This is a genomic window from Halobaculum sp. EA56 (genome assembly GCF_051195075.1).
Lineage (GTDB): Archaea > Halobacteriota > Halobacteria > Halobacteriales > Haloferacaceae > Halobaculum.
The window spans coordinates 181,931-206,942 of sequence record NZ_JBNTJX010000004.1 but is presented as its reverse complement, the minus strand read 5'-3'; the positions used below and the strand labels follow the sequence as shown (position 1 = coordinate 206,942).

Genomic DNA, 25,012 nt, shown 5'->3' with positions numbered 1-25,012 from the left:
GACGGGACGGGCATGGGTCTCCAGTGGTCCTCGCTGTCGGACGACCTCGCACCGACGACCGTGCTCGTGGTCGGCTTCCTGCTGTTCGTGTTCCCCGAGCCGGCGACGTCGGCGTTCGGGGCCGGACTGCTCCTGCTCGGCGCCGCGTGGTGGTTCTACGAGTGGGACCGCTTCTGAGCGGCGCGTCCGCCCGGGGCGGCCTCGGGACGGCCGGACCGCCCCGGGCCGACGGCGCCGCCCTCACACGTCGACCGAGTAGGGCGCGAACTCCGGGGCGCGCTCGGCCATGGCGCCGAACAGGTCCGCGACGGCGACGAGGTCCGTCGTGTCGACCACCTCGACGGGCGTGTGCATGTAGCGGTTCGGGATGCCGACGTTCAGCGACGGCGTCCCGCCGCGGCTGGTGAAGAACGCGTCCGCGTCGGTGCCGGTCCGCGAGCCCGCCGCCTGTAGCTGGTAGTCGATGCCGTCGCCCTCGGCGGCCGCCCGCGCCAGGTCCACGACGCGGGGGTGGTTCGCCGACCCGCGGCCGACGACCGGGCCCGCGCCCAGCTTTACCGGCCCGCGCGCGGAGTCGTCCACGTCCGGGTTGTCGGTGGCGTGGGTCACGTCCGCGGCGACCGCCACGTCCGGGTCGAGGTCGAAGCCGACCATCTGCGCCCCCTTGAGCCCGACCTCCTCCTGCACAGTCGAGACGGCGTACACCGTCGCGTCGACGTCCGCCTCGACGGCCCGGCGGAGCCCCTCGGCGGCCGTCCACGTCCCGACGCGGTTGTCCATGCCACGCCCCGAAAGCCGGTCCCCGTGGAGCTCCTCGACGGTCGTGGAGAAGGTGACCGGGTCGCCGACCTCGACGAGTTCGCGTGCCTCGGCCCCGTCGCTCGCGCCCACGTCGACGAACTGCTCGGCGACGTCCTCCACCTCGTCATCGGCGGGGTCGCGCAGGTGGATCGCCGTCTGGCCGATCACGCCCTGCACCGGGCCGCCGTCGGCGTGCACCGTGACGTGTTGGCCCTTCGAGACGGTCCGGTCGGAGCCGCCGACGCGGGTGAGCCGCAGGAAGCCGTCGTCGGTTACCCGCCGGACGAGGAAGCCGATCTCGTCGGCGTGTCCGGCGAACGCGATCGAGGGTTCGTCGTCGCCTCCCTCGTGGACCGCGACCGCGTTGCCGTAGGCGTCCACGGACACCTCGTCGGCGAACCCGCGGACGTAGTCGGTCCAGACGCGCTGGCCGTCGATCTCGAATCCCGAGGGGCTCGGGGTCGAAAGCAGGTCGTCGAGGAACTCGCGCCGGTCCGTGTCCATGTCCGTCCGCGGGGATGGACCGGACAAGAAGCCGGCGGTCCGCGCCGTCCGCGCGGGGAGCCGCCGTCCGCCCGGGTCGGCGTTCCCGGACCGGGAGGAACACCCGAACCGATAACAGGTCCCGCGGCGTATCGGAGCGTATGGCAGACCTCACGCTGTTCGAGCTGCATTTCCACGACGGGTTCGACTTCGCCCCCTCCGCGGTCACGGGCGGCGGCGACGCGGCCGACGTGGACGACGACGGGTCGGAGGAGACCGACGGTGCGGACGCCGAGTCCGGCGGCCGCGGCCCCGGCGTCGGCGCGCTCGTCGGCCTCGTGCTGCTCGTCGTGCTGGGCGTGGCCGTGCGGAAGCTCCTGGGCGACGACCTCGACCCGATCGAGGAGCTGGAGGAGCTGGACGAGTCGGACGGGGAGTGAGCCGGCGGCCGGGGGAGACCGTGCGGCCCGACCTCAGAGCGTGCCGGCCCGCTCGGCGGCGTAGCCGAACAGGTCCGCGTAGCCGTACGCCGACATCAGCGCCGGGTGGAACGGCTCGTCGGCGGTGAAGACCTCGCCGTCGGCCGAGGCGAACCGCTCGCCGACGGAGACGGCCGCGAAGTTCTCGACGAACACCTCGTACTCGTCGGCCGGCGGCTTCGGCACGGCGTCGAGCAGGCGGAACACCTCGACGTCGCGGGCGCCGCCGTCGGCGACGGCGTCGTCCGTCCCGGGCCTCGGGAACGCCCCGGTCGCCGAGAGGAACGACCGGACGAGCCGGTGGGCGTTCTCGGCGGCCTCCTCGGTTCCCTGGAGGCCGCACTCCACCTCCAGCGTGTGCGGGTGGCGGACCAGCCGCCCCTCCGCCAGCCCCTCGCTCTCGAGGAGCTTGTCGACCGGGAGGTGGGGCACGATCGCGCGGGCGATCTCGTCGACCGTCTTACAGACGGCGAACGGTTCGGCGGTCGACTGCGTGGAGTGGAGCGCCAGCACGGTACACCCCTCAAGTTCGCTCATGAGGTGGTGGGCCAGCCGGGACTCGTGGGTATCGCCGTCGGCGTCGCCCGGGAACGCCCGGTTCAGGTCCTCCTCGAGGTAGCGGACGCCGGCGTCGAGCGCCTCCTCGTTGGCGACGACGAGCTTCACCGGCCGGTCCACGTCGGGGTCGGCCGCGAGCAGCCGCTCGACGGCCCGGGGACCGCACGGCTCGTCGCCGTGGATGCCGGCGACGACGGCCACCTCGGGGACGCCCGTCCCCAGTTGGTGGATTCGCATATATCCGATCTCCGCCCGGTACACATTTGAGGGGCGCGGTTCCGGACGCGTCGTGTCCGCGATCGGACCGGTCCGGGAAGTGTCCATTGATAACAGTTAACAGGGACGGCGGCGAACATCTTCGCGACAATGAGCGAACCAACGGAGGTCGCGGGCGGGGAGTCGGCGGTGATCGAGTCGGGGTCGGAGCTGGCGATCCCGATCACCGTCAAGGTGCTCGGGGTCGGGATGCTCGGCGGGCTGCTCGGGATGATCACGATGATCCCGGTGCTGGTCGGCCTCCCGGCGGCGCTGGGGCTGTTCCGTCCGGACCCGATCGTGGAGTTCGTCCCCCTGACGGAACTGTTCGGAATCGAGCCGTCGCTCGCGCTCGGCCTCGCGCTGTTCGTCGCCGGGGGAACGGTGCTGCTGCCGATGGTGTTCCTCGTCGTCGGGGCGTACCTCCCGCCCGAGGGACCGCGCTACCTCCGCGGCGCGACGTTCGCGACGATCTTCTGGACCGGGTTCGTCCCCGCGTTCTGGCCGGAGGGGTCGGCCGTCGTCGTCGGAACCTTCCTGGTCGTCTCGCTGGTCGCCCACTGGGTGTACGGGGTCGTCCTCGCGGGGGTGCTCGACCGGACCATCGGGATCCCCCAACACGAGGTGTGACCCGAGGTGTCGGGGATCCGAACACCCCGAACCGGGGCTCCGTCGGCGATAGTTCTATCAATACTTGCCGTGATTGGTAGTGTGACATGATACCGTGTGACGCTGCGGCGGTCCACGCCGTGCTCCTCCACACGGGCGGGAGCGGGCTCGTCCCCCGGGGGACCAGAGCGCAGGTGTTCAACAGGATCTTCGAGGTGTTCCTGGTGCTCGGGACGGCGGTGGGCGTCGTCGTGATCGGCTACATGGCGCTGAAGGCGTACCAGTACCGACAGGGTGCCGATCACGACCACGAGGACGTCGAGCGGCCACGGCTCGGCGAACTCCCGAGCGGGAGCGAGGGGGGCGGGAAGCTGTTCGTCTCCTTCGGCATGAGCGCGGTCATCGTCGTCTCGCTCATCGCCTGGACGTACCTCACGCTGCTGTACGTCGAGAACCCCGGGTCGACGGCCGCCGATCCCGAAGCGATCGAGGTGCAGGTGGTCGGCGGGCAGTTCTCCTGGACGTTCATCTACCCGAACGGCCACGAGAGCGACGTGTTGCGCGCGCCCGCCGACACGGACGTCCACCTCGTGGTGACTTCCCGCGACGTGTTCCACAACTTCGGCATACCGGAGTTGCGGGTGAAGTCCGACGCCATCCCGGGCCAGACCACCGAGACCTGGTTCGTCGCCGACGAGCCAGGCACGTATCAGGCCCACTGCTACGAGCTGTGCGGGTCGGGCCACTCCTACATGGACGCGCGGGTGGTGATCATGGAGCCGGAGGCGTTCGACGCGTGGTACGCGAACACGTCGGCGCCGAACGGCTCCGACGGTGACGGGGCCACGAACGCCAGCGTCTCGGCGACGACCGACCGGGTCGCCGCGCCGGCGGGGGTGGGCGCGTGAGCGCCCCGGACGACCGGGCGAGCGTCCTCGCGACGCCGCATCTCCCGGACTCGAAGACGCTGAAGCGCTGGTTCGTCACGACGAACCACAAGGACATCGGGCTGCTGTACATCGGGACGTCGCTGTTCTTCCTGGTGTTCGGCGGCGTGCTCGCGCTGTTGATGCGGACCCAGCTGTGGGTGTCGCGGGCGCCGGGCGAGGGCCTGCTCGGGCCGGTCGCGTACAACCAGGCCGTGTCCGCGCACGGCCTGCTGATGGTGTTCTGGTTCCTCTCGCCGTTCGCGTTCGGCTTCGCGAACTACATCGTTCCCCTCCAGATCGGCGCGAAGGACCTCGCGTTCCCGCGCCTGAACGCACTGAGCTACTGGCTGTACCTCTTCTCGGGGGTCCTGTTCGGCGTGTCGTTCTTCCAGGGGGCGTCGTTCTCGGGCGGGTGGACGATGTACGCCCCCCTGAGCGTCCCGACGTTCCTCCCGAGCGTCGGCGCGACGACGACGGTGCTGGCGATGGTGCTGTTCACCGCCTCGGTGACGGTCGGGTCCGTGAACTTCATCACCACCATCCATCGCATGCGCGCGAAGGGGCTGTCGCTGTGGAACATGCCGCTGTTCTCGTGGACGATCCTGCTCACCGTCTGGATGATGCTGTTCGCGTTCGCCGCGCTGCTTGCGGCGCTGCTCATCCTCTCCTCGGACCGCATCCTCGGGACGACATACTTCGCACAGACCAGCCCCGGCGGGTCGCTGCTGTGGACGCACCTGTTCTGGTTCTTCGGCCACCCGGAGGTGTACATCGTGTTCTTCCCCGCGCTGGGGATCATGGCCGAGACGTTCCAGACGTTCACCGGCCGCCGGATCGTCGGTCGCAAGTGGTTCATCGCCGCGATGGTGCTGGTGGCGCTGCAGAGCTTCTTCGTCTGGATGCACCACATGTTCCTCACGAGCATCTCGCTGAACGCCAAGACGGTGTTCATGGCGACCACCATCGGCATCTCGCTCCCGTTCGACCTGATGGTGTTCGCGCTCATCTACACGATGAAGAAGGGCGACATCCGATTCAAGACCCCGTTCCTGTTCAACTTCGGCGCGCTCGTGCTGTTCATCCTCGGGGGGATCACCGGCGTGTTCCTCGGGGCGGTCGTCCTCGACTACGAGTTCCGCGGCACCTACTGGGTGGTCGCGCACTTCCACTACGTGATGGTCGGGGGGGTCACCGCGCTCGTCGGCGGGCTCTACTACTGGTTCCCGAAGCTCACCGGGCGGATGTACGACGAGTTCCTCGGGAAGGTCCACTTCGCGATGTACTTCGTGGGCTTCAACCTCCTCTACTTCCCGATGTTCGTCGCCTGGGAGACGCCCCGCCGGGTGTTCGCCTACCAGACCGAACTGGAGCCGTGGCACCAGCTCGCGACGGTCGGCGGCTTCCTGCTGGGGTCGTCGTTCCTGGTCATGTTCTACAACCTCTACCGGAGCGCGTGGGCCGGCGAGGAGGTATCCGACCGGCCGTGGGAGTACGCCAGCACCGCCGAGTGGGCGGTGCCCTCGCCGCCGCCGCTGGAGAACTTCCCGGGCTACCCCGACTACACGTCCGGCGAACTGGAGTTCCGCGACGAGGAGGAGGTCCGCGCGGCGACGGCCGGCGGCGACCCCCACGGCGCCGCGGCCGCCGCGGACGGCGGTACGACGGCGTCGGACGGCGGGGCGGTCGTGACCCGCGAGGGCGCGACGCGGCCGGCGACGCCGGTCGAGACGGAGCACGGCGGGCACGTAAGCCACGCGAGTGTCTGGCCGGTGATCGTCTCGGCGGGCGCGTTCCTCACGCTGCTGGGCGCCTCGGGGATCAGCGAGGGGTCGTTCGTCGACGGCATGGCCGGCGACGTCTACCTCGGCTTCCTCGTGGCCGGCGGCGTCGTCACGCTGGGGTCGCTCGTGGCGATGACGATGGAGCCGTTCGACGGGCCCGTCGTCGAGTGGGCCGCCCAGTGGCCCTTCGGCGACGTGGAGAACACGAAGATGGGGATGTGGGTGTTCCTCGCCTCGGACGTGGTGCTGTTCGGCGCGTTCATCGGCGCGTACGCGTTCGTCCGTGTGGCGTACGGCTGGGAGTCGTGGCACCACATGATCCCGGCCGCGCACGTCCCGCTCCCGGGGCTGATCAACACCTACCTCCTCCTCACGAGCAGTTTCACCGTCGTGATCGCGATGGTCGCCGCTCAGCGGGGAAAGCGACTGTGGACCGTCGGGAGCCTCGCGGCGACGTTCCTGCTCGGCGTGGGGTTCCTGATCAACAAGGCGCTGGAGTGGAGCCACCTGTTCCACGTCCACAGCGAGGCGTTCCCCGACGGGTGGGGGCTGTCGACGAACATCGCGTCGTCGACGTTCTACCTCACCACCGGCCTCCACGGCGCCCACGTCGCCGTCGGCCTCCTGATCACCCTGTACATGATCGTCCGGGCCGCCCGCGGCGCGTACGCCGGGAACGAGGAGCCCATCGAGTACTTCGGGCTGTACTGGCACTTCGTGGACGTGGTGTGGCTGTTCCTGTTCCCGCTGTTCTACATCGTGTGAGGTGACCAGAACATGACATCACTCAAACTGTACACGGCGATATACGTGGTCCTGTTCGTCATCGCGACGGCGCAGGTGGCCGTCGAGCGCGCGGGGTACCTCGACTCGATGTACTGGGTCGCGTTCACGGCGATCATGGTGCTTTCGGCGGTGAAGGCGCTGTTCGTCGTCGGCTACTACCAGCACCTCAAGTTCGAGCCCCGGTCGGTGACGCTCGTGGTGCTGGCCGGACTGATCGGCGCGCTCGCCCTGACGTTCGCCGCGGCCTACTCCATCATCTAACGGGAGGCCGCGGCTCCGCCGTCGCCCGCGACCACACACGGTCGGACCGGGACGGGCGTCCGTACCGGGTCAGGAGCCGCCGAAGCGACCCGGCACCACCACGAGCAGCGCGACCGCCAGCAGGAACGCCGCCGTCGACACCTCGACGGAGGCGGCGTACACCGCGCCGAGGGCGGCCGACGACCCGCCCGTGACGCCCGCGACCAGCGAGAGGACGACCGAGAAGCCGCAACTCACGCAGGAGGCGAGCCCCACGACGCCCGACAGCGCCGCCGCAGTCGCCGACAGCAGCCGGGCGTACACGAGGTACGACAGCGCGAGGTACCCGATAAGGCGGTACGGGACGAGCGTGAACGAGAACAGCGTCCCCGCGAAGCGGACGACCGGCCCCCAGCCCGGGGAAGCCATCCCCACGTCGATCCACCCGAGCGGCCCGCCCGTGCCGCCCCCGAGAAGCCCGGTCACGGCCAGCAGGACGAGGAAGTAGCAGCAGGCGGCGACGCCCGCCGCGACCCGTCGGCGTCGCGGCGCCGGCGGGGCGTCGACGCGAGCGAGCGCCCAGACGCCGGCGTTGATCCAGACGAACGGCGCGAGCACGTAGCCGAGGTGCGTCACCGTCGCGTCCGTGAGCCCGAAGTACGCGAGCAGCAACGCCGCCTCGACGCAGAGGAGGAGCGCCCACCGCAGGACGGTCCCTCGGTCGGCGTGGCCGGACAGCGCGCCGCGGAGCCGCGAGGCGACCGCCGCCGCGAGCCCGCGCACGTCGGCGGAGGCGCCCCCGTCACCGGACACCGTCGATCACCCGACGAGGAGCTTCGCGACGATGCCGGCGAGGAACACCGTCGCGAGCAGCCAGACGCCCGCGCCGAACGCCTGCGCGTAGGTCATGCCGCGCGACCGGCAGATGTGATAGACGCCCCAGGCGACGTACAGCGCGAGGAGGCCCCCGAACAGCCCGAAGAGCGCACCCAGCGCCGGGGTCTCGGCGAGCACCGCCGCGCCGACGCCGGCGGCGGCCGCGACGACCAGCACGCCGCCGACCGCCAGCGGGACCCCCGAGGGCTCGGCGGTCTCGCCGGGGAGCTCCGGGGTCGACCCGTCGTCGGTCCCGACGCCGGTGCCGGTCGCGCTGACCCAACTCCGCCAGGCGAACGACCGGGCGACGTACGCGCCGACCGCGACCAGCACCAGCCCCGTCGCGAGCGTGCTGACCAGATACGCCGTCGAAGCCATGTCGAACACGTTCGACCCCCTCCGATATAATGCTTGCCAGATACTGACACGCATGTCGCCGACGCGACGACCGTTCCGCGCCGGGGTCAGCCGTCGTCGTCGGCCGGGACGCTCCAGCGCGCGAGCACGACGCGGTCGACCCGGTTGCGCTCCCACAGCAGCGCGACGTCCGACCCGGCGTCGGCCCTGAACAGCCCCGCGTCGCCGGACGAGAGCGTCCCCGATCCCCACGCCGGGTGTCGCTCGACGCCGTCGACCGACACCATCAGCCCCTCCGGGGAGACGGTCGGCCCGCCGTCGTGGACGACCCGCGCGTGGCTGTCGTTCACCCGGTCGAAGCGCCACTGGACGTCCCGCATCGGCTCGGCGGTCGAGGCGTTCCCGGTGGCGGCGACGTACCCCAGCACCCCCAACGCTGCGACGAACAGGGCAGCGACGCCGACGACGGCGACCGTCAACAGGCGGTCCGGATCCCCGGGCATGTGAACTCTCCCCGCAACTCGCGGCTCGAACGGCATGAGCGTACCGGCGGAACCGCCGGCGGGATCGGACGGGGTTCCTCCCCCCGCATCCCGCCTCGCCTAGCGAAGTCCGTCGGGTCCGGCCTCGACGGCGGCCGTCAGGAGGTCGACCGTCGCGGCCAGGTCGTCGACGTGGGCCGTCTCGACCGTCGAGTGGTGGTACCGGACGGGAACCGAGAGGGCCCCCACCGGCGTCGACCCGGCGGCGGTCTGGAGGGCGCCGGTGTCGGTCCCGATGTTCGCCGCCACCTCGCGCTGGAACGGGATGTCGCGCTCCTCCGCGAGCGCCTCCAACCGCCCGACGACCGCCGGCGTCGGGACGACCGTGGCGTCCTTGTGTTTCACGCCGACGCCGGCGCCGAGTGCGGTGACGCGCTCGGCCGGGTCGACCCCCGGGACGGCGCGTTCGAGCGTCCCGTCGACGGCGACGGCGAGGTCGGGGTCGACATCGACCCCGACCGCCTCGGCGCCCCGGAGGCCGACCTCCTCCTGGACGGTCGCGACGAAGTGGACCGTCGCGTCCGGGTCGGCCCGCTCGGCGGCCCGGAGCATCGCCCACACACCCGCGCGGTCGTCGAGCGCCTTCCCGCTCACGCAGTCGCCGATCCGCTCGGTCGGCGCGCGCATCGTCACCGCGTCGCCGACGGAGACGCGCTCGCGTGCCGCCTCGGCGTCGAGGCCGAGGTCGACGGCCACGTCCGTCACGTCCTGTTCCCCCTCGGTGTCGCGGACGTGCGCCGGGACCGCGCCGATAACCCCGTCGACCGGGGCCCCACGGGTCGCCCGGCTCCCCGTTCGTTCCGAGGGCTCACTTCGCTCGCCCTCGCTCTCCCCGCCGCCGGTATGGATCCGGACCCGTGCGGACCGGAGGATCTCGGGGTTCCAGCCCCCCAGGGGGGCCACGCGGACGAACCCCTCGTCGTCGACGTGGCGGACGACGAAGCCGATCTCGTCCATGTGGGCCGCGACGAGTAGTTCGGGCCCGTCGTCCGCGCGGGCTCCGCCCGCCTCCCCCTCCACGGTGCCGACGACGTTGCCCATCGCGTCGACGCGCACGCGGTCGACGCTCCGCTCGAACTCCCGGGCGACGAGTTCCCGCGGTTCGTCCTCGTGCCCGACGGGCCCGTGTGCCTCCGTGAGTTCACGGAGGAGGTCGAATCCGTCCATGAACGGGGGAGGATACGGGGGGCGATAAGGGACCGGGAGGCGGCGGGTCGAGCCGGAAGGCGGCGGGTCGTGGCCGTCGGCCCCGAAGACCGCCCTCCCGACGCGGGTCAGTGTTCCAGCGACTCCGCGTACTCGTAGTCGGCGGCGTGCGCCGTCGCACGCTGGCCGTCGAGTTCGATCAGCCAGCCGTCGAGGGCGGCGGGGTCCTCCAGCGCCCGCCGCAGCGTCGCTCGCACGTCGTCCACGTCGACGCCGTAGAAGTCCCCGGGAACCGACCGGAGGTACCGGAGGGCGGTCCGGAACAACGAGCGCATCCCGTCGTCGTCGCGGAAGTCGACGTGCTTGTAGGCGCCGGCGGCGACCTGCACCATCCCGTGGAGGAAGGCGCTCTCGACGGACCCGCGGCCGTAGTTGTACCACTCGTCCTCGAAGCAGTCGTGGGACTCGTGGTAGTCGCCGGCGTTGAACAGGCGGACGCCGTGTTCGGTCGCCCGGCGGAGGGTCGCGTGCTCCCAGACGCGCTCGTCGCTCCGCCACCCCGTGGGGTCCCCCAGCGGGGGGGCGACGCTCGGGTCGCGCGTGTGGTCGTCCATGCGGGGACGTGCGCGAGCGAGGCGTGTAACTCCGTCGCCGGCGCGTCGCCCCGGTCGGACGGCTCGCGTCCGTGGCCCCGCGACCGGCGGGCATTTATGAGCCGCCGACCCCATTCCCCGGTGTTCGATGTCCCTACCCCGACGTGTGACGGCGGCCGCAGCGCGCGCGTTACGGCGTCGCGGCCGCGCCCTCCGGCGGACCTGGGCGGCGCTCGCCGACCGAAACGCCCGCCCGGCCGTGTTGTACCTCCTGGCGCTGGCGGCCGCCGGCGCGAGTTTCGTCATGTTCCTGCTCGGCGACGGCGGCACGCCCGACGGCGTCGAGTTCGGCCTCCTGATGGGCTCGTTCGGGATGGTCCTGTACATGTCGCTGCAGCAGGCCGGCACCGCGTCGCGGCGGGGACGGTAACACCGCGGGAAATCGGAGCTTTAACCCCCGGGGCCGTCCTGCCGGCTACTGCGTGCGAGGGTAGCCAAGCCAGGAAACGGCGGCGGACTCAAGATCCGCTCCTGTAGAGGTCCAAGGGTTCAAATCCCTTCCCTCGCATCGCAGCGAGGCCCTCAGGGGCCGAGCGAGATGCACAGCGGAGGGGTTTGAAGCAGGGAGCAGTTCGCTGCGACCGTGGTTCAAATCCCTTCCCTCGCACTGCGCGGGCCGCTGGCCCACAGTGCGGAAGACGCTCTCACGGAGCGCTCTTCCCTCGCACAACTCACGTCCGGAACCCGACTACCGCGAGGTGTCGACGGATCCGTCATCGATTTTGGCACGCCTAAATTTCGAAACCCACTTATCCGATTAGGTTGGCCTAAATCGTATGTCGAGCGAGGCGGAGCCGGACGGGGGAACGGCGTCGAACGGCGAGGAGGGCCGCGACTGGTCGAGGGGGGAACCGACCGGGAGCCGATCCGCGATGCTCGCCCGGACCTGGGCGATCGCGGGCTGTTACGGCGAGCCCGCCGAGTACGGGATCCCCGACTTGCCGGGATGGGAGGTGCGTCGAGTCGAGGACGGGGGCCTGTCGTTCGTCGCCGAGGGGGAGACGCGGCCGTTCATCAGCGCCGAGGACCCCGTTCGGGTGCGGCGCTGAGCGGACGGAACGGACGCGGGGCTCGCGGCGGGGATCGGACCGTGGAGAACCCGAGACGGGGCGCTATCGATCCGCCGTCCGGTGGCGACGCCTGTCGACCGGGCGGGTCACTCGCCCCCGTCGGTCGCGACGCCGAGGAGTTCGTCGGCGACCTTCCCGGCCTCGGCGGGGTCGGGGCGGGCGCCCCCGCGGACCTCGGCGCCGAGGGCCGCCGCGAGGTCGGCCACGTCGGCGCCGTCGCCGGCGGCGTGGACGCGTTCGAACGCGGGACGGTAGCCGGCCGCGCAGCGACGGCCGCCGTCGGTCGATGTCGCGTCGATGACGTATTCGATCTGTCGGACCGCCTCACTCGGGCGCATCGGATGGGATCACGTCGTACTCCGACTTAACTCCGGGCTGAGTCGATTTCGAGTAAACAGTCGCTCCGGGCGTCTGTCGGCCGATATCGCCGGGGACGGTTCGAACACAACTCGGTTCCGAGTTCGAGTACACGCTACGCGAGCCGTCGGCGCATCGCGTCCAGATACTCCGCGGCGACGGACGGGTCGGCCTCGGCGAGGTCGGCGACCCGGGCGCACCCGTGAAGCAGCCGATCCCTCCTGTCGCCGTCTGGGAGCTCGGTGGCGGCGACCGTCTCCGCGGTGTCCACCGACGCGAGCGCCTCCCCCCTGTCCCCCGCGCGCAGCGACTCCCGGGCCGACGCGATCAGTTGGGCGAGCGCGGCCTCGACGTCCGCCGGGAGGTCGTCCCGGGGCACGTCGTTCCGCGGCGTCGCCGTCGGCTCGGGAAGGCCCTTGGGCTCCGTTGAGTCGGCCTCCTCGCGGTCGTCGTCCATGCGCGGCCGGTTCCGACCGGAGGATAAAAACTCCCGCGGCGCGCGAACCGACGGCTATTCCAGGGCGGTCGCCACAACGGGGGGCATGACGGTACCCGACGACGCGTCCCACGACGGCAGGGCGGCGGTCGCCGAGGCCGCCGCCGCCGCGGGCGCGGCGGTCGCCGGCGAGCACTTCCGGCGCGGCATCGACGTGGAGCGCAAGGGCGGGAAGACGAACGTCGTGACCGAGGCGGACCGCGAGAGCCAGCGGCGCGTCATCGAGCGCATCCGCGAGACCTACCCCGACGACGCGGTCGTCGGCGAGGAGGAGGACGAACGCAAGACGGTCCCCGAGGAGGGCGCGGCCTGGGTGATCGACCCCATCGACGGGACGAACAACTACGTGCGCGACATCCGGGCGTTCGCAACCGCCGTCGCCGCGGTGGTCGACGGCGAGCCCGTGGCGGCGGCAACGGCGTTGCCCGCGATGGACGACGTGTACCTCGCCGACGGTTCCGCGACCTACCGAAACGGGACCGAGGTGACGGCGAGCGCCCGGACCGACCCCGAGACTGCGGCGGTGTCGCCGACGGTGTGGTGGGACTTCGACGCGCGCGACGAGTACGCCCGGGCGTGCACGGAGGTCGTCGAGCGGTTCGGCGACATGCGGCGGTTCGGCTCCGCGCAGGTGACGCTCGCGATGGTCGCCGACGGGTCGCTCGACGGGACGATAACGAACGTGCGGTGCAACCCCTGGGACACGGTCGCGGGCGTCCACATGGTCCGCGCCGCCGGCGGGACGGTGACTGACCTCGACGGGGAGCCGTGGCGCCACGACTCGCGGGGGCTGGTCGCCTCGAACGGCCACCTCCACGACGAGGTGCTCGCGGCGGCGCGGGCCATCGAGTCCGGCGGGGACTGAGTCGTCCGGGCGCCCCGAACCCCCGGCCGGTCCGCAGCGGCAGCCACACATACGGAAACCCAAACCGCAAAGGCTCGCTCCCTCCTGTGTCCGCCATGGAACTCGACGAGACGGACCGCGCGATCCTCCGCATCCTCCAGGAGGACGCCCGGACGCCGTTCAGCGAGGTGGCGCGACAGATCGACATGTCGAGCGCGACGGTCCACGACCGCGTCTCCCGGATGGAGGAGGCGGGCGTGCTGAAGGGCTACCGCGCGGAGGTCGACCCGAAGGCGGTCGGGTACGGCGTCTCGGCGTTCGTCGGCCTCCGGGTACAGCAGGGCCACGAGGAGGACGCCCTGAAGACCCTGCGCGAGGTCGAGGGCGTGCGCGAGGTGCACCTCACGACCGGCGAGTACGACGTGATGCTCCGGGTGTACGCGGAGTCCACGGACGCGCTCCGGGAACTGATGTTCGGCCAGATAGCGACGATGGACGGGTTCGACCGCTCGCAGACGATGGTGATCCTGGGGACCGACTACGAGGAGTCCGGCGTTCCGATCTGAACCGGCCGCGAGCGCCGGCGGTCGGGAGCAGCGCGGGGAGCGCGATGGCGGACACCGACACGCATACGGTACCCACCCACGCCATACGAGTCAGTCAGATGAAGGCGATCAAGGACAGCGTCCACGACTACATCACCCTCGACCCGGTCGCCGCGGACCTCCTCGACACCCGCGCCGTCCAGCGCCTGCGCCACATCAAACAGCTCTCCACCGTGCGCCTCGTCTACCCCTCCGCCTCCCACACCCGATTCGAGCACTCGCTGGGCGTCTACCACCTCGCCTCCCGCGCGCTGGAGTACCTCGGCGTCGACGGCGACCGCGCGCGCCACCTCCGGGCGGCCGCCCTCCTCCACGACGTGGGCCACGGCCCGTACGGCCACCAGACCGAGGAGGTGATCCGCCGGCGTACCGGCGTCGACCACGACGAGATCGGCGACCTCCTCGGGAACACCGACGCCGGCGACGTGCTCGACGAGCACGGCCTCTCGGCCGACCGCGTCGCCGCCATCGTCCGCGGCGAGGGCGAACTCGGCCAGCTCGTCTCGGGGGAACTGGACGTCGACCGGATGGACTACCTCGTGCGCGACGCCCACCACACCGGCGTCCCCTACGGCACCATCGACCACGAGCGGCTCGTGCGCGAACTCCGGTACCAGGACGGCGCGCTCGTGCTCGCGGAGGGGAACGTCCAGACCGCCGAGTCGCTCCTGCTCGCGCGGGCGCTCATGGACGCGACTGTCTACCGCCACCACGTCTCCCGCGTCGCCGGCGCGATGCTGGAGCGCGCCTCCGAGCGCCTGCTCGAATCCGACGCCGGGGTCGACGTTGCCCAGTTCCGTCGGATGGCCGACCACGACCTGCTGGTGGCGCTGCGCGAGCACGTCCCCGACCTCGGCGAGCGCATCGAGTACCGCGACCTCTACAAGCGGGCCGTCTGGGCGGACCTGTCGGCGACGCCCGCGGACGTAGTCGAGTTGGACCACGCCGGCGAGCGTGCCGCCGAGCGGGAGATCGCCGACCGCGCGAGCCTCGACGCGCGCGAGGTGATCGTCGACGTGCCCGGCCGCCCGACGTTCACGGAGGCCGGCAGCAGGGTCCTCGTCGACGGCGTCCCGCAGCGGCTGGAGGACGCCTCCGAACTCGTCTCGGGGCTGCGGGCGGCCCAGCGCGCCGGCTGGCGGATGGGCGTGTACGCCCCCGATGGCGAGACCGACGCCGTCGCGGCCGCGGCCGAGGACGTGCTCGGGGTCCGGGCGGGGCCGATCCGGGACTGACACGCGGCGCGGACGGCCGCCGACCTCGCCGCCCCGCCCACCCTCGCCGTCCGCTCCGGTCCCGCCGTCCTCGCCGTCCGCTCCGGTCCCGCCGTCCTCGCCGATCCCGTCGCCCACAGTTTAAGAACGATGCCGGCGAAGCGCCCGCCATGACGACGATCAAGGACTCCGTCCACGACCACATCTCGGTGGACGGCGTCGCCGCGGACCTCCTCGACACGGGGCCGGTCCAGCGGCTCCGGCGGATCGCCCAGCTCGGGACGGTCAAGCTGGTCTACCCCTCGGCCAACCACACCCGGTTCGAGCACTCGCTGGGGGTCTACCACCTGGCCGACCGCGCGCTCTCCTCGCTCGGGGTGGGCGGCGTCGAGGCGGAGCGCGTCCGCGCGGCCGCGCTGCTGCACGACATCGGCCACGCCCCGTTCAGCCACAACGTCGAGGAACTGCTCCACCGCCACACCGGGCTGTACCACGACGACGTCTCCGACCTGCTCGTCGACACCGAGGTCGGCGATGTGCTCCTCGCCCACGACCTCGACCCCGAGCGCGTCGCCGGCCTGATCGCGGGCGAGGGGCAGTACGGGCAGTTGGTCTCGGGGGAACTGGACGTCGACCGGATGGACTACCTCGTGCGCGACGCCCACCACACCGGCGTCCCCTACGGCACCATCGACCACGAGCGGCTGATCCGCGAGCTCACCTTCGCCGACGGGGAACTCGTCCTCGACGAGGGGAACGTCCAGACGGCCGAGTCGCTGCTGATGGCCAGAGCCCTGATGACGCCGACGGTGTACGCCCACCCCGTCGCCCGCATCTCGAAGGGGATGCTCCGGCGGGCGACCGAGCGCCTGATCGCGACGCCGGACATCGACGCCGGGCAGGTGCGCCGGATGGACGACTACGACCTGATCTGCGCGCTCCGGATGACGCCCGAGACCGAGGAGTTCGCCCGCCGGTACGACCGCCGCGACCTGTACAAGCGGGCCGTCTGGGCCGAGTACGACGATACGCCCGACCGCCTCAGGGAGGCGGATCACGATACCGTCAGGGATCTGGAGTCGGACATCGCCGGGCGCGCGGACGTGTCGCCCTCGGAGGTGGTGGTCGACGTGCCGCCGGAGCCGTCGATGACGGAGTCGACCTCCGAGGTGCTCGTCAACGGCGAGGTGCGCCGCCTCGGCGACCACTCGCCGCTGGTCACCGGCCTGCGGACGGCCCAGGAGCGGCAGTGGCGCATGGGCGTGTACACCGTCGCCGACGCGACCGACCGCGTCGGGAAGGCGGCGACGGACGTGTTAGGGCTGGACATCGACGGGACGCTCGTCTCGGACGTGCGCCGGCGCGTCCACGCGACGCTCGACGAGTTCGAGGGGGGCGAGTGACGATGGGCGAGGTCGCAACCTACGAGGGGACCGTCCTCGTCGGCCGGGAGTTCGAGGCCGTCGAGGGCCGCGTCGTCGTCGAGGACGGCGAGGTCACGGGGATCGAGGAGGCGTCCGTCGCCAGCGACGACGTGATCTGCCCGGCGTTCGTGAACGCCCACACCCACATCGGCGACTCCGTCGCGAAGGAGGCGGGCCGGGGGCTCGACCTCGACGAGCTCGTCGCGCCGCCGGACGGCCTCAAACACCGGATCCTCCGGAACACGCCCGCAGCGGAGAAGATCGACGCGATGCGGCGCTCCCTGCGGTACATGCACGCGACGGGGACGACCGCCCACGTCGAGTTCCGCGAGGGCGGCGTCGCCGGCGTCGACGCCATCGAGGCCGCGAGCGACGGCGTCCCCGTCGAGTCGGTGGTCCTCGGGCGGGAGACGGTCGAGGCGATGGAGCACCCCTTCGCCGCGGGCTTCGGCGCCAGCGGCGCCCGCGACGACGACTTCGACGCCGAGCGCAACGCGACCCGCCGCGCCGGCAAGCTGTTCGGCATCCACGCCGGAGAGCGCGACGCCCTCGACGTCGACGCCGCGATGGACCTCGACCCGGACCACATCGTCCACATGGTCCACCCCGAGGAGACGCACCTGGACCGCCTGGCCGACGCGGAGTGGCCGGTCGTCGTCTGCCCGCGCTCGAACCTCGTCACGGGCGTGGGCGTCCCGCCCGTACGCGACCTGCTGGACCGGACGACCGTCGCGCTCGGGACGGACAACGTGATGCTCAACAGCCCCTCGATGTTCCGCGAGATGGAGTTCGCGGCGAAGCTGACCGACGCGACGGCCGTCGAGGTGCTCCGGATGGCGACCGTCAACGGCGCCGCGGTCGCGGGGCTCGACTGCGGCGTGGTCGAGGAGGGCCGCCCGGCCCGCCTGCTCGTCCTCGACGGCGACACCGACAACCTCGCCGGCGTCCGGGACCCTGTCAGGGCGGTCGTCCGGCGGGCGGGCGAGAGCGACGTGAAGACGGTCGTGTCGTAGGGCGACACACCCAAGCCTTCCCGGCCGGACCCGGCGGACGTGGATCCCGACGAGCTACCCGATCCGGGGAGCGTCATCCGTCACGAGCGGACGTTCGGCGTCGAGGAGGTGCGGACGTTCGCCGACCTCTCGGGCGACCGCGGAGAGCACCACCGGCGGCCCGACGAGGAGGGTCGCCTCCTCGTGCACGGGCTGTTGACGGCGACGCTACCGACGAAGATCGGCGGCGACCTCGACGTGCTCGCGCGGACGATGACGTTCGACTTCCGCCGCCCCGTCTACACCGGCCAGCGCGTCGTCTGCGAGGTCACCGTCGAGGACGTGCGTCGCCGGGACGACCGCGCCGAGGTCGAGGCCGACATCGCGTGTCACCGCGACGGCGACGAGGTCGTCATGACGGGAGAGTTCGAGGGCGTCGTGCTGGAGTGACACGGGGGCTCAGTCCGTCGGGTTCCGCGGTCGCGCCACGGGCGGGCGAACGCGGTGACGGCCGTGTCACCGAAGCCCGCATTGAAGCGGCACGGCGACGAGTGGAGGGTATGGCCTGTCCACACCTGGAGTACCGCGCGTCGGACGGCGACCGGGAGTTCGACACCGCGCGCGCCTTCTGCACGGTCGCGGGGGAGTTCGTCCAGCCGGTCCACGCCGACATCTGCAACGAGCGGTACGGGCTGGACCCCGGATCGGACTGCGAGATATTCCGCGAGCACGCCGGGCTGGCGTGGGACGAATGACCTACGAGGAGTACCTCGACGGCAAGCCGGTCGTGATCACGGCGGCGCTCACCGGGGGCATTCACGGGAAAGAGACGCATCCGGGCCTCCCGGAGACCCCCGAGGAGATCGCGGCGGACGCCGCGGCGGTCGAGGAGGCCGGCGCCGCGGTCGTCCACCTACACGCCCGCCGCGACAACGGCGAGCGGGCGTTCTCGACGGAGCGCTTCCAGGCGGTGACTGACGCCGTCCGCGACGCGACCGAGGACCTCGTGATCCAGCACTCGACCGGCGGCACCGCCGCGCCGGACGCCCTGCGGGCGGAGCCGCTGCGCACGGATCCGGCCCCGGAGATGGCGAGCCTCGACATGGGACCGATGAACCGCGGGCGACGCCTCACGAGCGAGAACACCCGCGACACCGTCGACGGCCTGCACGCCGAGATGCGCGAGCGGGGGATCAAGCCGGAACTGGAGGTGTTCAACGACGGGCACCTCAACGAGTCGTTCCGGATCCTCGACGACCTCGCCGACCCGCCGTACCTGAACCTCATCTTCGGGCCGGGGACGCTCTCGCCGCCGTCGCCGGCGAACCTCCAGCGGATGGTCCAGCAACTGCCCGAGCGCGCCGAGTTCAACGTCATCGGGTTCGGCCCGCATCAGCTCCCGCTCACGACGCAGTCGCTGATCCTCGGCGGACACGTCCGCGTCGGGCTGGAGGACAACAGCTACCTCCGGAAGGGGGAGCTGGCGACGAACGAGGCGCTGGTGGCGCGGGCGGCGCGGATCGCCGAGGAGCTGGGCCGCCCGGTCGCGTCGCCGGCGGAGGCGCGCGACCTGCTCGGCGTCGAGTCGCGTCGCTGACCCGAGGGCGCTCGCGTCCCGGATGTCGGTACCGGAACCGCCGGAACGCATTTGCGTGCCCGGTCGAAGCCCCGCCCATGAACCGGGAGCCGTCCTCGGACGCCGACGCGGAGGCCGACGGAGCGGCGGCCGAGCGGGCGCGCCGGTACGCCGAGCGCGTGCGCGCGCTGCCGGGCGACGACGCCGCGCCGGCGTTCCCGCCGGCGAGACCGACCGCTCGTGCGGACCCGGTCGACGCGTTCGCGACCCCGGCGACGGCGCCGGGGCCGGACGTCGGCGCGCTCTCGGATCTCCGCGTCGCGACGAAGGACAACGTCGCGGTCGCCGGCCTCGCCCACCGCGCCGGCACCGGCGCCCTCGACTGGCGCCCCGACGCGGACGCGACGGTCGTCGAGCGGCTCCGCGCGGCCGGCGCCGAGTTCGTCGGGTTGACGCGGATGGACCCGTTCGCGCTGGGCGTGACCGGGGAGGCGTGTCGGGCGGGACGGACCGCGAACCCGGTCGCCGACGGCGTCGTCCCCGGGGGCTCCTCCAGCGGGTCGGCGGCGGCCGTGGCGGCCGGCCTCGCGGACGCGGCGATCGGAACGGACACCGGCGGGAGCGTGCGCGTTCCCGCGGCCTTCTGCGGCGTCGTGGGCGTGAAGCCCACCTACGACCGCGTCCCGCGGACGGGCGTGCTCGACCTGGCGCCGACGCTGGATCACGTCGGCGTGCTCGCGGGCGACGCGGAGACGGCGGCCCGGACGCTCGACGCCGTCTCCGGGGGCGACCCGCTCCGCCCCGCGACCGCGGCCGCGACCCCGACGGCCGCCGCGGCGGCGCTCGACCGCCCGCTCGGCCGCCTCCGCGTCGGCGTCCCGGAGCCGTTCGTCGACGCCGCCGAGCGCCGCGTCGCCGCGGCGTTCGAGCGCGCCGTGACCGACCTCGCGGGCCGCCCCGGCGTCACCGTCGAACGGCTCGCCTTCCCGGAACACGAGTGGAGCGGGCTGGTGAACCAGGTGCACACGCTCGCGGAGTTCGCGGCCGTCCTCGACGGCGGGGTGGGACCGCTCGACGGCGGGCGGGCCCGGTCGATGCGCGCGGCGCTCCCCGACGACGTCGCCGACGCGGACGTTCCGCCGCGGGTGCGTCGGCTGGTCGAGACGGGGCGCGCGCTGGGTCGCGGGGGCGACGCCTACGCCGAGGCGTGGGACGCCCGCCGCCGGCTGATCCGACGGACGCGGGCGTGCTTCGACCGGGTGGACGTGCTCGCGACGCCGACGACGCCGATGCCCGCGCCCGCGTTCGGCGCGGTCGGCGACGGCGAGGACGCGTCCGTGACGCCCGGGGAGGTGCTGGCGAACACGGCGGCGTTCAACTGCACGGGCACCCCCGCGGTGTCGGTGCCGTGCGGGGCGGCGGACGGCCTCCCCGTCGGCCTCCAGGTCGTCGCGCCGGCGGGGGAGGACGAGACGGCGCTCCGGGTGGCACGCGCGGTCGAACGGAGTGAGACCGCGACAGCGAACGGGGAGTGAAACGACCCGTGAGCGAAGCACGCGCGGTCGAACGAAGCGGGGGCGAGCGATAGGGAGTGCCCGAATCACGGGTCACCCCCAGTCAGAGGACGAACACGAACAGCACGAACCCCGCGAGGACGGACAGCGTCAGCACGAACTGGGCGAGCGAGGAGGCGAGCAGGCCGACGACGGTGTAGCCCGCGGCGCGGGCGGCCGCGGCCGGCTCCTTGCCGGCGTACAGTTCGGCGCCGAGCACGGCGACGGCGGTGCCGACGACGATGCCGAGCGGGCCGAGCACGAAGAACAGCGCGAGCGACGCGACGCCCGCGAGCACCATCGTCGACGTCTCGGCGCCGCCGGCCTTCGAGGCGAGCGCGCCGCCGAGGTGCTCGACGGCGAACGTGAACAGCCCCACGAGCACGAACAGGAGCACCCAGCCGGCGCCCAGCGGCGGCGCCGACGGCGGGGCGAGGAAGTAGTACACGAGGACGCCTGCGACCGAGAGCGGCCCCGCGGGAACGAGCGGGAGGACGCTCCCGACCACCCCGGCGACGAGGAGGAGGAGGGCGACCGCGGTGACCACGTCGACCATGAGGGGGGTCCGTGATGTGGCCCAATAAGCACCGTCGTCGCCGCGCGCGCCGACCTCACTCGTACCGGTCGCGCTCCGCGGCGGCGACCTCGCCGCCGTAGCGGTCCACCAGCGGCTGGAGCGCGCGGCCGAGGCTCCGCATGCACTCGGCCGCGGAGACGAACCCGAGTTCCCCGGTCACCGCCTCCCAGTCGTGCGCCTGCAGCACCTTCCGGACGAGCAGGCGCTCCTCCCGGTCCGAGAGGTCGCACTCGCGGTCGAGCAGGTGCGCGAGCGCGAGGCGCCGGAACGGCCGGGGGGCCATGTCCGCGAGGCCGGGGCCGTACGCCGCCGCGACGGTCAGGCGCCACTCGTAGTCGGTGCAGTCCACGAGCGGGTCGCCGTCGGCGTCGCAGGCGGACAGCGCCGCGCGGACGACGTCCGGGTCCAGGTCCCGCAACGCGTCCGAGAGGACCGAACCGATCCGCTCGCGGAACCACCGGGCGTGGCGCCGGGCGAGCCGGCGGCCCTCCTCGCCCGTCGGGGTCACCATGAGCGCGGAGTGCTCGCCGCTGGCGTCGTTGCGGGTGGTCGCGAGGTGGACCGTCCGGTAGCCGTTGGCGGCCCAGAAGTCGAGCAGGTCCGGGGTGGCGCCGAAGCCGGTCCCGAGGTAGTCCACCTCGTCGCCGAACTCCGACTCGACCTCGCGGAGCAGCCGCGAGCCGAGGCCGCGGCCGCGGACGGCGTGGTGGGTCGCGATGCGCATGACCCGCAGGCCGGCCGGGGCGGCCGCGTCCGGATCGCGCAGCTGGCTCGTCAGCACGTCCGGGAGCATGTTGCCGGCGACGCGCTCGCCGTCGTACATCGCCTCCCGGGTCGCCGCGTCGAGGTCCCCCTCGCGGGCGAGCAGCGCGACCGAGACGACGTGCCCCTCGTGGGCGAGCGCCCGCAGCGAGAGGTTCGGCGCGTCGAGCAGGCGCGCGAGGTCGTTCGGCTCGGTCCGGTAGTGCGCGAGCACGAGCAGCCCGAACGCCTCCCCGAGCAGGTGTTCGTCGGCGAGCAGGTCGTCGGGTGTGAGCGCGCGGTACTCCGCGGACTCCGGCGTCGCGTCCCCGACGGCGGCGTCGACGGCGGGCCGGGCGTCGAGCATGAGCGCGCGGAACGCCCACCCCTCGACGGGGTCGCCGCGGGCGTAGCGGATCGGGTCGTCCATCCGCACGTCCGTCACGCGGCGGTCCGACTCCTCCAGGCGGTCGCGGAAGCGGACGGAGAAGCCCCGCCCGGCGCCCTCGTAGCCGTGGACGGTCGTGACGAACGCCGCCGCGGGGGCGTCGAGCAGGCCCGCGAGCAGGCGCACCGGCAGCGCCGCGGCCTCGTCCGCGACGGCGACGTCCGCGTCACCGGCCGCGTCGACCGCCTCGGCGGGCGGGAGATACCTGATCCGGCCGACTGAGTCGGCGCCGTCGCGGTCGGGTCCCTCCCCCGGCCCGTCGCTCGCGCCCCCGCCCGCGAGCACGAGTCGGCGCTCCTCGTCGACGGCGAGCGACGCGTCGAGGTCGTCGAGGAGGGCCCGCGCCCGCTCGAACAGCGCGGCCGCGCCGCCGAAGGACGGCGCAGTGACGAGCACGTCGCGTCCCTCCGCGGCGAGGCCCGCGGCCGCGAGGCCGGCGGCGCTGGACTTCCCGCGTCCCCGGTCGGCCTCGACCACGACGGCCGACTCCGGTGTTCGCAGTCGCTCCAGCGACGAGAGCGCGCGCGACTGGTCGCCCGTGAGGCACGCCTCGTAGGCGGCGTCCGGGAACGCCGCGTCCGCCGGGGTCGACGGCGCGGACGCCGGCGGCGGCGACTCCTCGCCCGTGAGGCCGTCGCGTTCGACCTCGACGGCGTCGCTGTCACCGTCGGCGTCACCGCCACCGTCACGGTCGCTCTCTCCCCCGCCCACGTTCACCACCGCGACCCCGGGGTGCTGACGGAGGGTGTCGACCAGGCGGGAGCGGAACCGGCCCGTCACGTCGTCGAGGCCGAACGGCGGCACGGCGAGCGACTCGTCGAAGTCGTCGCGGCGGTCAGGCCACTCGTCGAGCGGCGGCGCGAGGAGGACGTACAGGCCGCCGCCGTCGACGGCGCCGACCGACTGACCGACCGCGTTCGGAGAGAACTCCGCGAACGCGTCGAGGATCACCGCGTCACGCGTCGTCCCGAGCAGCCGGCGGGCGTGCTTGGGGCGGCGGCGCTCGAAGCGGAACCCCTCGCGCGTCGACAGCAGCGTCACGTCGTCGTCCGCGACACCGGCCCCCTCGACGGCGGTGAAGGCGGCGTCGACGCAGGCGTCGCGGTCGCCGTGGAGGACGAGCAGGCGTCGCTGGTCGGTCCGGCGCGCCTCCGCGCGGAGCTCCCCGGCGAGGGCCGCGAGGTCCATACCCGCGCTTCCCGGCGGCCGGGGTTGGCTCTTTCCGTCGGCGGCGGCGCCGTCGACACCCACGTTTAAGTTCTCGTGCGATAGTGTCACGCGGTAGCAATGCCCATTGACCCGAGCTTCGAGGAGAACCGCGAGCAGGTGGACGAGCACGAGGGCCACGCGGTGTGGGGCCCGGTCGACGAGCCGGAGGAGCTGGGGATCCACGGGACCCACGTCGCGGTCGACTTCGACATCTGCCTGGCGGACGGCGCCTGCCTGGAGGACTGCCCGGTCGACGTGTTCGAGTGGGTCGACTCCCCCGGCCACCCGGAGAGCGAACTGAAGGCAGACCCGGCGAACGAGGACCAGTGCATCGACTGTATGATCTGCGTCGACGTCTGCCCCGTGGACGCCATCGACGTGGACGCCGGCCGGGCGGGTCGACTCTGAGTTCCGTCGGGGCGAGACCAGCCGACGAACGGAAGCGACGGCGAGTAGCGACAGCTACGGGACGCCGACGGTCGAGCGAGGGGTCGACGCCGGGAACGGGAGGAAACGTTTTACCCTGAACTGATGACACCAAAACCGTCGAGTGGTACCAATGGACACGATCGTACTGACGAAGGGGGTTCCCGACTTCCGCGAGGGGAAGGTCTCGTTCGACGAGGACGGCCACCTGGAGCGGGGGAACACGCCGACGGTGATGAATCCGAACGACGAACACGCGCTCCGGGCGGCGCTGCAGACCCGCGTCCGGCACGGGGGCCGGGTGAGCGTGATGAGCATGGGCCCGCCGGGGTACGAGGACGTGCTGCGTGAGGCGATGGAGTCGGTGTACGCCGACGACTGCTATCTCGTCTCCGACAAGGAGTTCGCGGCCGCCGACACGTGGGCGACGGCCATCACGCTCGCGACCGCGATCGAACGCCTCGGCGAGCCGGACCTGGTGTTCGCGGGCTTCAAGACGGCCGACGGGGAGACGGGTCACACCGGGCCGCAGACCTGCTGGGGGCTCGACATGCCGATCGTCACCCACGTCGTCGCGCTCGACATCGACCCCGACGAGCGGACGCTGCGCGCCAAGCGGCTGGTCGAGGGCGACATCGAGGAGATAGAGACCGTGGAGACGTCGCTGCCGGCGTTCGTCGTCGCGGACCCCGAGTTCGAGCCGACGTATCGGACGGCCCGTCACCGGCTCGAACGCAAGCGGCTCCGCGAGGAGGCCCGCGAGCGGGCCGCGGACATCGACGAACACGTCACCTACTGGGACCACGAGGAGCTGAACCTCGACCCCGACTACGTCGGCCTCGACGGGTCGCCGACGATCGTCTCCTCGGTCGACCCGATCCCGCGAGCGCCCGCGGAACGGGAGGCGACCGAAGTGGACCCGGCCGACCCGGACGCGCTGGGCGAGGTCGTCGAGGAACTGACGCCGTACGCGGGGGGTGACTGA

General features: G+C 72.5%; 30 protein-coding genes and 1 tRNA gene. 20 read left to right on the top strand and 11 right to left on the bottom strand.

The window, feature by feature from the left end; all coding sequences use genetic code 11:
• The first annotated feature begins 12 nt into the window (after nt 1–12).
• Entirely contained in the window at nt 13–177 is a 165-nt protein-coding gene (locus tag ACQUQ1_RS08940) for a hypothetical protein (protein ID WP_435063934.1), read from the top strand.
• Between the two features lie 63 nt (nt 178–240).
• Here the strand turns inward: ACQUQ1_RS08940 and ACQUQ1_RS08935 are convergent, their stop codons facing one another.
• A complete protein-coding gene (locus ACQUQ1_RS08935; RefSeq protein WP_435063933.1) occupies nt 241–1,305 on the bottom strand; it encodes a M42 family peptidase in 1,065 nt (354 codons plus the stop codon).
• Nucleotides 1,306–1,445: 140 nt separating this feature from the next.
• Between ACQUQ1_RS08935 and ACQUQ1_RS08930 the strand changes: the two genes are divergently transcribed.
• Nucleotides 1,446–1,724: a hypothetical protein gene (locus ACQUQ1_RS08930; protein WP_435063932.1), complete on the top strand. Its 279-nt coding sequence runs from the start codon at nt 1,446–1,448 to the stop codon at nt 1,722–1,724.
• A 33-nt stretch (nt 1,725–1,757) separates the two neighbouring features.
• Here the strand turns inward: ACQUQ1_RS08930 and ACQUQ1_RS08925 are convergent, their stop codons facing one another.
• Entirely contained in the window at nt 1,758–2,558 is an 801-nt protein-coding gene (locus ACQUQ1_RS08925) for a succinylglutamate desuccinylase (RefSeq protein ID WP_435063931.1), read from the bottom strand.
• A 129-nt stretch (nt 2,559–2,687) separates the two neighbouring features.
• Between ACQUQ1_RS08925 and ACQUQ1_RS08920 the strand changes: the two genes are divergently transcribed.
• The 4 genes from ACQUQ1_RS08920 to ACQUQ1_RS08905 all read left to right on the top strand — a co-directional run bounded on the left by ACQUQ1_RS08920 (nt 2,688) and on the right by ACQUQ1_RS08905 (nt 6,942).
• A complete protein-coding gene (locus ACQUQ1_RS08920) occupies nt 2,688–3,206 on the top strand; it encodes a DUF6789 family protein (RefSeq protein ID WP_435063930.1) in 519 nt (172 codons plus the stop codon).
• Between the two features lie 86 nt (nt 3,207–3,292).
• Nucleotides 3,293–4,093 carry a cytochrome c oxidase subunit II gene (gene coxB, locus ACQUQ1_RS08915; protein WP_435063929.1) on the top strand — a complete coding sequence of 267 codons (801 nt, stop codon included), beginning with the start codon at nt 3,293–3,295 and terminating at the stop codon, nt 4,091–4,093.
• Entirely contained in the window at nt 4,090–6,660 is a 2,571-nt protein-coding gene (locus ACQUQ1_RS08910; protein ID WP_435063928.1) for a cbb3-type cytochrome c oxidase subunit I, read from the top strand. Before coxB ends, ACQUQ1_RS08910 begins: the two co-directional genes overlap by 4 nt.
• 12 nt (nt 6,661–6,672) lie before the next feature.
• Nucleotides 6,673–6,942, top strand: a complete 270-nt coding sequence (locus tag ACQUQ1_RS08905) for a cytochrome C oxidase subunit IV family protein (RefSeq protein ID WP_435063927.1) — start codon at nt 6,673–6,675, stop codon at nt 6,940–6,942.
• Nucleotides 6,943–7,011: 69 nt separating this feature from the next.
• On the opposite strand, the gene ACQUQ1_RS08900 is transcribed toward ACQUQ1_RS08905, so the two are convergent.
• The 5 genes from ACQUQ1_RS08900 to ACQUQ1_RS08880 all read right to left on the bottom strand — a co-directional run bounded on the left by ACQUQ1_RS08900 (nt 7,012) and on the right by ACQUQ1_RS08880 (nt 10,456).
• The gene (locus ACQUQ1_RS08900; protein ID WP_435063926.1) at nt 7,012–7,734 is read right to left on the bottom strand and encodes a DUF7546 family protein; all 723 of its coding nucleotides are present in this window, start codon (nt 7,732–7,734) and stop codon (nt 7,012–7,014) included.
• A gap of 6 nt (nt 7,735–7,740) precedes the next feature.
• Nucleotides 7,741–8,175, bottom strand: coding sequence for a hypothetical protein (locus tag ACQUQ1_RS08895; protein WP_435063925.1), 435 nt, complete (start codon nt 8,173–8,175; stop codon nt 7,741–7,743).
• A gap of 86 nt (nt 8,176–8,261) precedes the next feature.
• Nucleotides 8,262–8,657, bottom strand: coding sequence for a hypothetical protein (locus ACQUQ1_RS08890; protein ID WP_435063924.1), 396 nt, complete (start codon nt 8,655–8,657; stop codon nt 8,262–8,264).
• Between the two features lie 99 nt (nt 8,658–8,756).
• Complete coding sequence (locus ACQUQ1_RS08885) at nt 8,757–9,863, bottom strand: M42 family metallopeptidase (RefSeq protein WP_435063923.1); 1,107 nt, start codon at nt 9,861–9,863, stop codon at nt 8,757–8,759.
• A gap of 107 nt (nt 9,864–9,970) precedes the next feature.
• Nucleotides 9,971–10,456, bottom strand: coding sequence for a DUF309 domain-containing protein (locus ACQUQ1_RS08880; RefSeq protein WP_435063922.1), 486 nt, complete (start codon nt 10,454–10,456; stop codon nt 9,971–9,973).
• Nucleotides 10,457–10,583: 127 nt separating this feature from the next.
• Here ACQUQ1_RS08880 and ACQUQ1_RS08875 point away from each other — a divergent pair, with 127 nt between their 5' ends.
• From ACQUQ1_RS08875 to ACQUQ1_RS08865, 3 genes are all read left to right on the top strand, one after another.
• A complete protein-coding gene (locus ACQUQ1_RS08875) occupies nt 10,584–10,865 on the top strand; it encodes a hypothetical protein (RefSeq protein ID WP_435063921.1) in 282 nt (93 codons plus the stop codon).
• 54 nt (nt 10,866–10,919) lie between these two features.
• Nucleotides 10,920–11,003 (top strand) — tRNA-Leu (locus ACQUQ1_RS08870).
• A gap of 268 nt (nt 11,004–11,271) precedes the next feature.
• Nucleotides 11,272–11,544, top strand: a complete 273-nt coding sequence (locus ACQUQ1_RS08865) for a hypothetical protein (protein ID WP_435063920.1) — start codon at nt 11,272–11,274, stop codon at nt 11,542–11,544.
• A 107-nt stretch (nt 11,545–11,651) separates the two neighbouring features.
• On the opposite strand, the gene ACQUQ1_RS08860 is transcribed toward ACQUQ1_RS08865, so the two are convergent.
• The gene (locus ACQUQ1_RS08860; protein WP_435063919.1) at nt 11,652–11,903 is read right to left on the bottom strand and encodes a hypothetical protein; all 252 of its coding nucleotides are present in this window, start codon (nt 11,901–11,903) and stop codon (nt 11,652–11,654) included.
• Nucleotides 11,904–12,037: 134 nt separating this feature from the next.
• Nucleotides 12,038–12,379 carry a hypothetical protein gene (locus tag ACQUQ1_RS08855; RefSeq protein WP_435063918.1) on the bottom strand — a complete coding sequence of 114 codons (342 nt, stop codon included), beginning with the start codon at nt 12,377–12,379 and terminating at the stop codon, nt 12,038–12,040.
• 85 nt (nt 12,380–12,464) lie between these two features.
• Between ACQUQ1_RS08855 and ACQUQ1_RS08850 the strand changes: the two genes are divergently transcribed.
• The 9 genes from ACQUQ1_RS08850 (at nt 12,465) to ACQUQ1_RS08810 (ending at nt 20,608) form a co-directional block, all read left to right on the top strand.
• A complete protein-coding gene (locus tag ACQUQ1_RS08850) occupies nt 12,465–13,283 on the top strand; it encodes an inositol monophosphatase family protein (RefSeq protein WP_435063917.1) in 819 nt (272 codons plus the stop codon).
• 95 nt (nt 13,284–13,378) lie between these two features.
• Nucleotides 13,379–13,828 carry an Lrp/AsnC family transcriptional regulator gene (locus tag ACQUQ1_RS08845; protein WP_435063916.1) on the top strand — a complete coding sequence of 150 codons (450 nt, stop codon included), beginning with the start codon at nt 13,379–13,381 and terminating at the stop codon, nt 13,826–13,828.
• Nucleotides 13,829–13,926: 98 nt separating this feature from the next.
• Nucleotides 13,927–15,102, top strand: a complete 1,176-nt coding sequence (locus ACQUQ1_RS08840) for an HD domain-containing protein (protein ID WP_435063915.1) — start codon at nt 13,927–13,929, stop codon at nt 15,100–15,102.
• A gap of 149 nt (nt 15,103–15,251) precedes the next feature.
• Nucleotides 15,252–16,484 carry an HD domain-containing protein gene (locus tag ACQUQ1_RS08835; RefSeq protein ID WP_435063914.1) on the top strand — a complete coding sequence of 411 codons (1,233 nt, stop codon included), beginning with the start codon at nt 15,252–15,254 and terminating at the stop codon, nt 16,482–16,484.
• 2 nt (nt 16,485–16,486) lie between these two features.
• The gene (locus tag ACQUQ1_RS08830; protein WP_435063913.1) at nt 16,487–17,518 is read left to right on the top strand and encodes an amidohydrolase family protein; all 1,032 of its coding nucleotides are present in this window, start codon (nt 16,487–16,489) and stop codon (nt 17,516–17,518) included.
• A 39-nt stretch (nt 17,519–17,557) separates the two neighbouring features.
• Complete coding sequence (locus tag ACQUQ1_RS08825) at nt 17,558–17,947, top strand: hotdog domain-containing protein (RefSeq protein WP_435063912.1); 390 nt, start codon at nt 17,558–17,560, stop codon at nt 17,945–17,947.
• Nucleotides 17,948–18,057: 110 nt separating this feature from the next.
• Nucleotides 18,058–18,252, top strand: a complete 195-nt coding sequence (locus ACQUQ1_RS08820) for a hypothetical protein (protein ID WP_435063911.1) — start codon at nt 18,058–18,060, stop codon at nt 18,250–18,252.
• On the top strand, nt 18,249–19,094 hold the full coding sequence (locus ACQUQ1_RS08815) for a 3-keto-5-aminohexanoate cleavage protein (RefSeq protein ID WP_435063910.1): 846 nt from the start codon (nt 18,249–18,251) through the stop codon (nt 19,092–19,094). The genes ACQUQ1_RS08820 and ACQUQ1_RS08815 overlap by 4 nt, the downstream gene beginning before the upstream one ends.
• A gap of 77 nt (nt 19,095–19,171) precedes the next feature.
• On the top strand, nt 19,172–20,608 hold the full coding sequence (locus tag ACQUQ1_RS08810) for an amidase (protein ID WP_435063909.1): 1,437 nt from the start codon (nt 19,172–19,174) through the stop codon (nt 20,606–20,608).
• Between the two features lie 82 nt (nt 20,609–20,690).
• Here the strand turns inward: ACQUQ1_RS08810 and ACQUQ1_RS08805 are convergent, their stop codons facing one another.
• Both ACQUQ1_RS08805 and tmcA read right to left on the bottom strand, forming a co-directional pair.
• The gene (locus ACQUQ1_RS08805; protein ID WP_435063908.1) at nt 20,691–21,182 is read right to left on the bottom strand and encodes a DUF456 domain-containing protein; all 492 of its coding nucleotides are present in this window, start codon (nt 21,180–21,182) and stop codon (nt 20,691–20,693) included.
• A gap of 55 nt (nt 21,183–21,237) precedes the next feature.
• The gene (gene tmcA, locus ACQUQ1_RS08800) at nt 21,238–23,580 is read right to left on the bottom strand and encodes a tRNA(Met) cytidine acetyltransferase TmcA (protein WP_435063907.1); all 2,343 of its coding nucleotides are present in this window, start codon (nt 23,578–23,580) and stop codon (nt 21,238–21,240) included.
• 99 nt (nt 23,581–23,679) lie between these two features.
• On the opposite strand from tmcA, the gene ACQUQ1_RS08795 reads away from it, so the two are divergent.
• Together ACQUQ1_RS08795 and ACQUQ1_RS08790 are read left to right on the top strand one after the other, a co-directional pair.
• Nucleotides 23,680–24,009, top strand: a complete 330-nt coding sequence (locus ACQUQ1_RS08795) for a 4Fe-4S dicluster domain-containing protein (protein WP_435063906.1) — start codon at nt 23,680–23,682, stop codon at nt 24,007–24,009.
• A gap of 151 nt (nt 24,010–24,160) precedes the next feature.
• Complete coding sequence (locus ACQUQ1_RS08790; RefSeq protein WP_435063905.1) at nt 24,161–25,012, top strand: electron transfer flavoprotein subunit beta/FixA family protein; 852 nt, start codon at nt 24,161–24,163, stop codon at nt 25,010–25,012.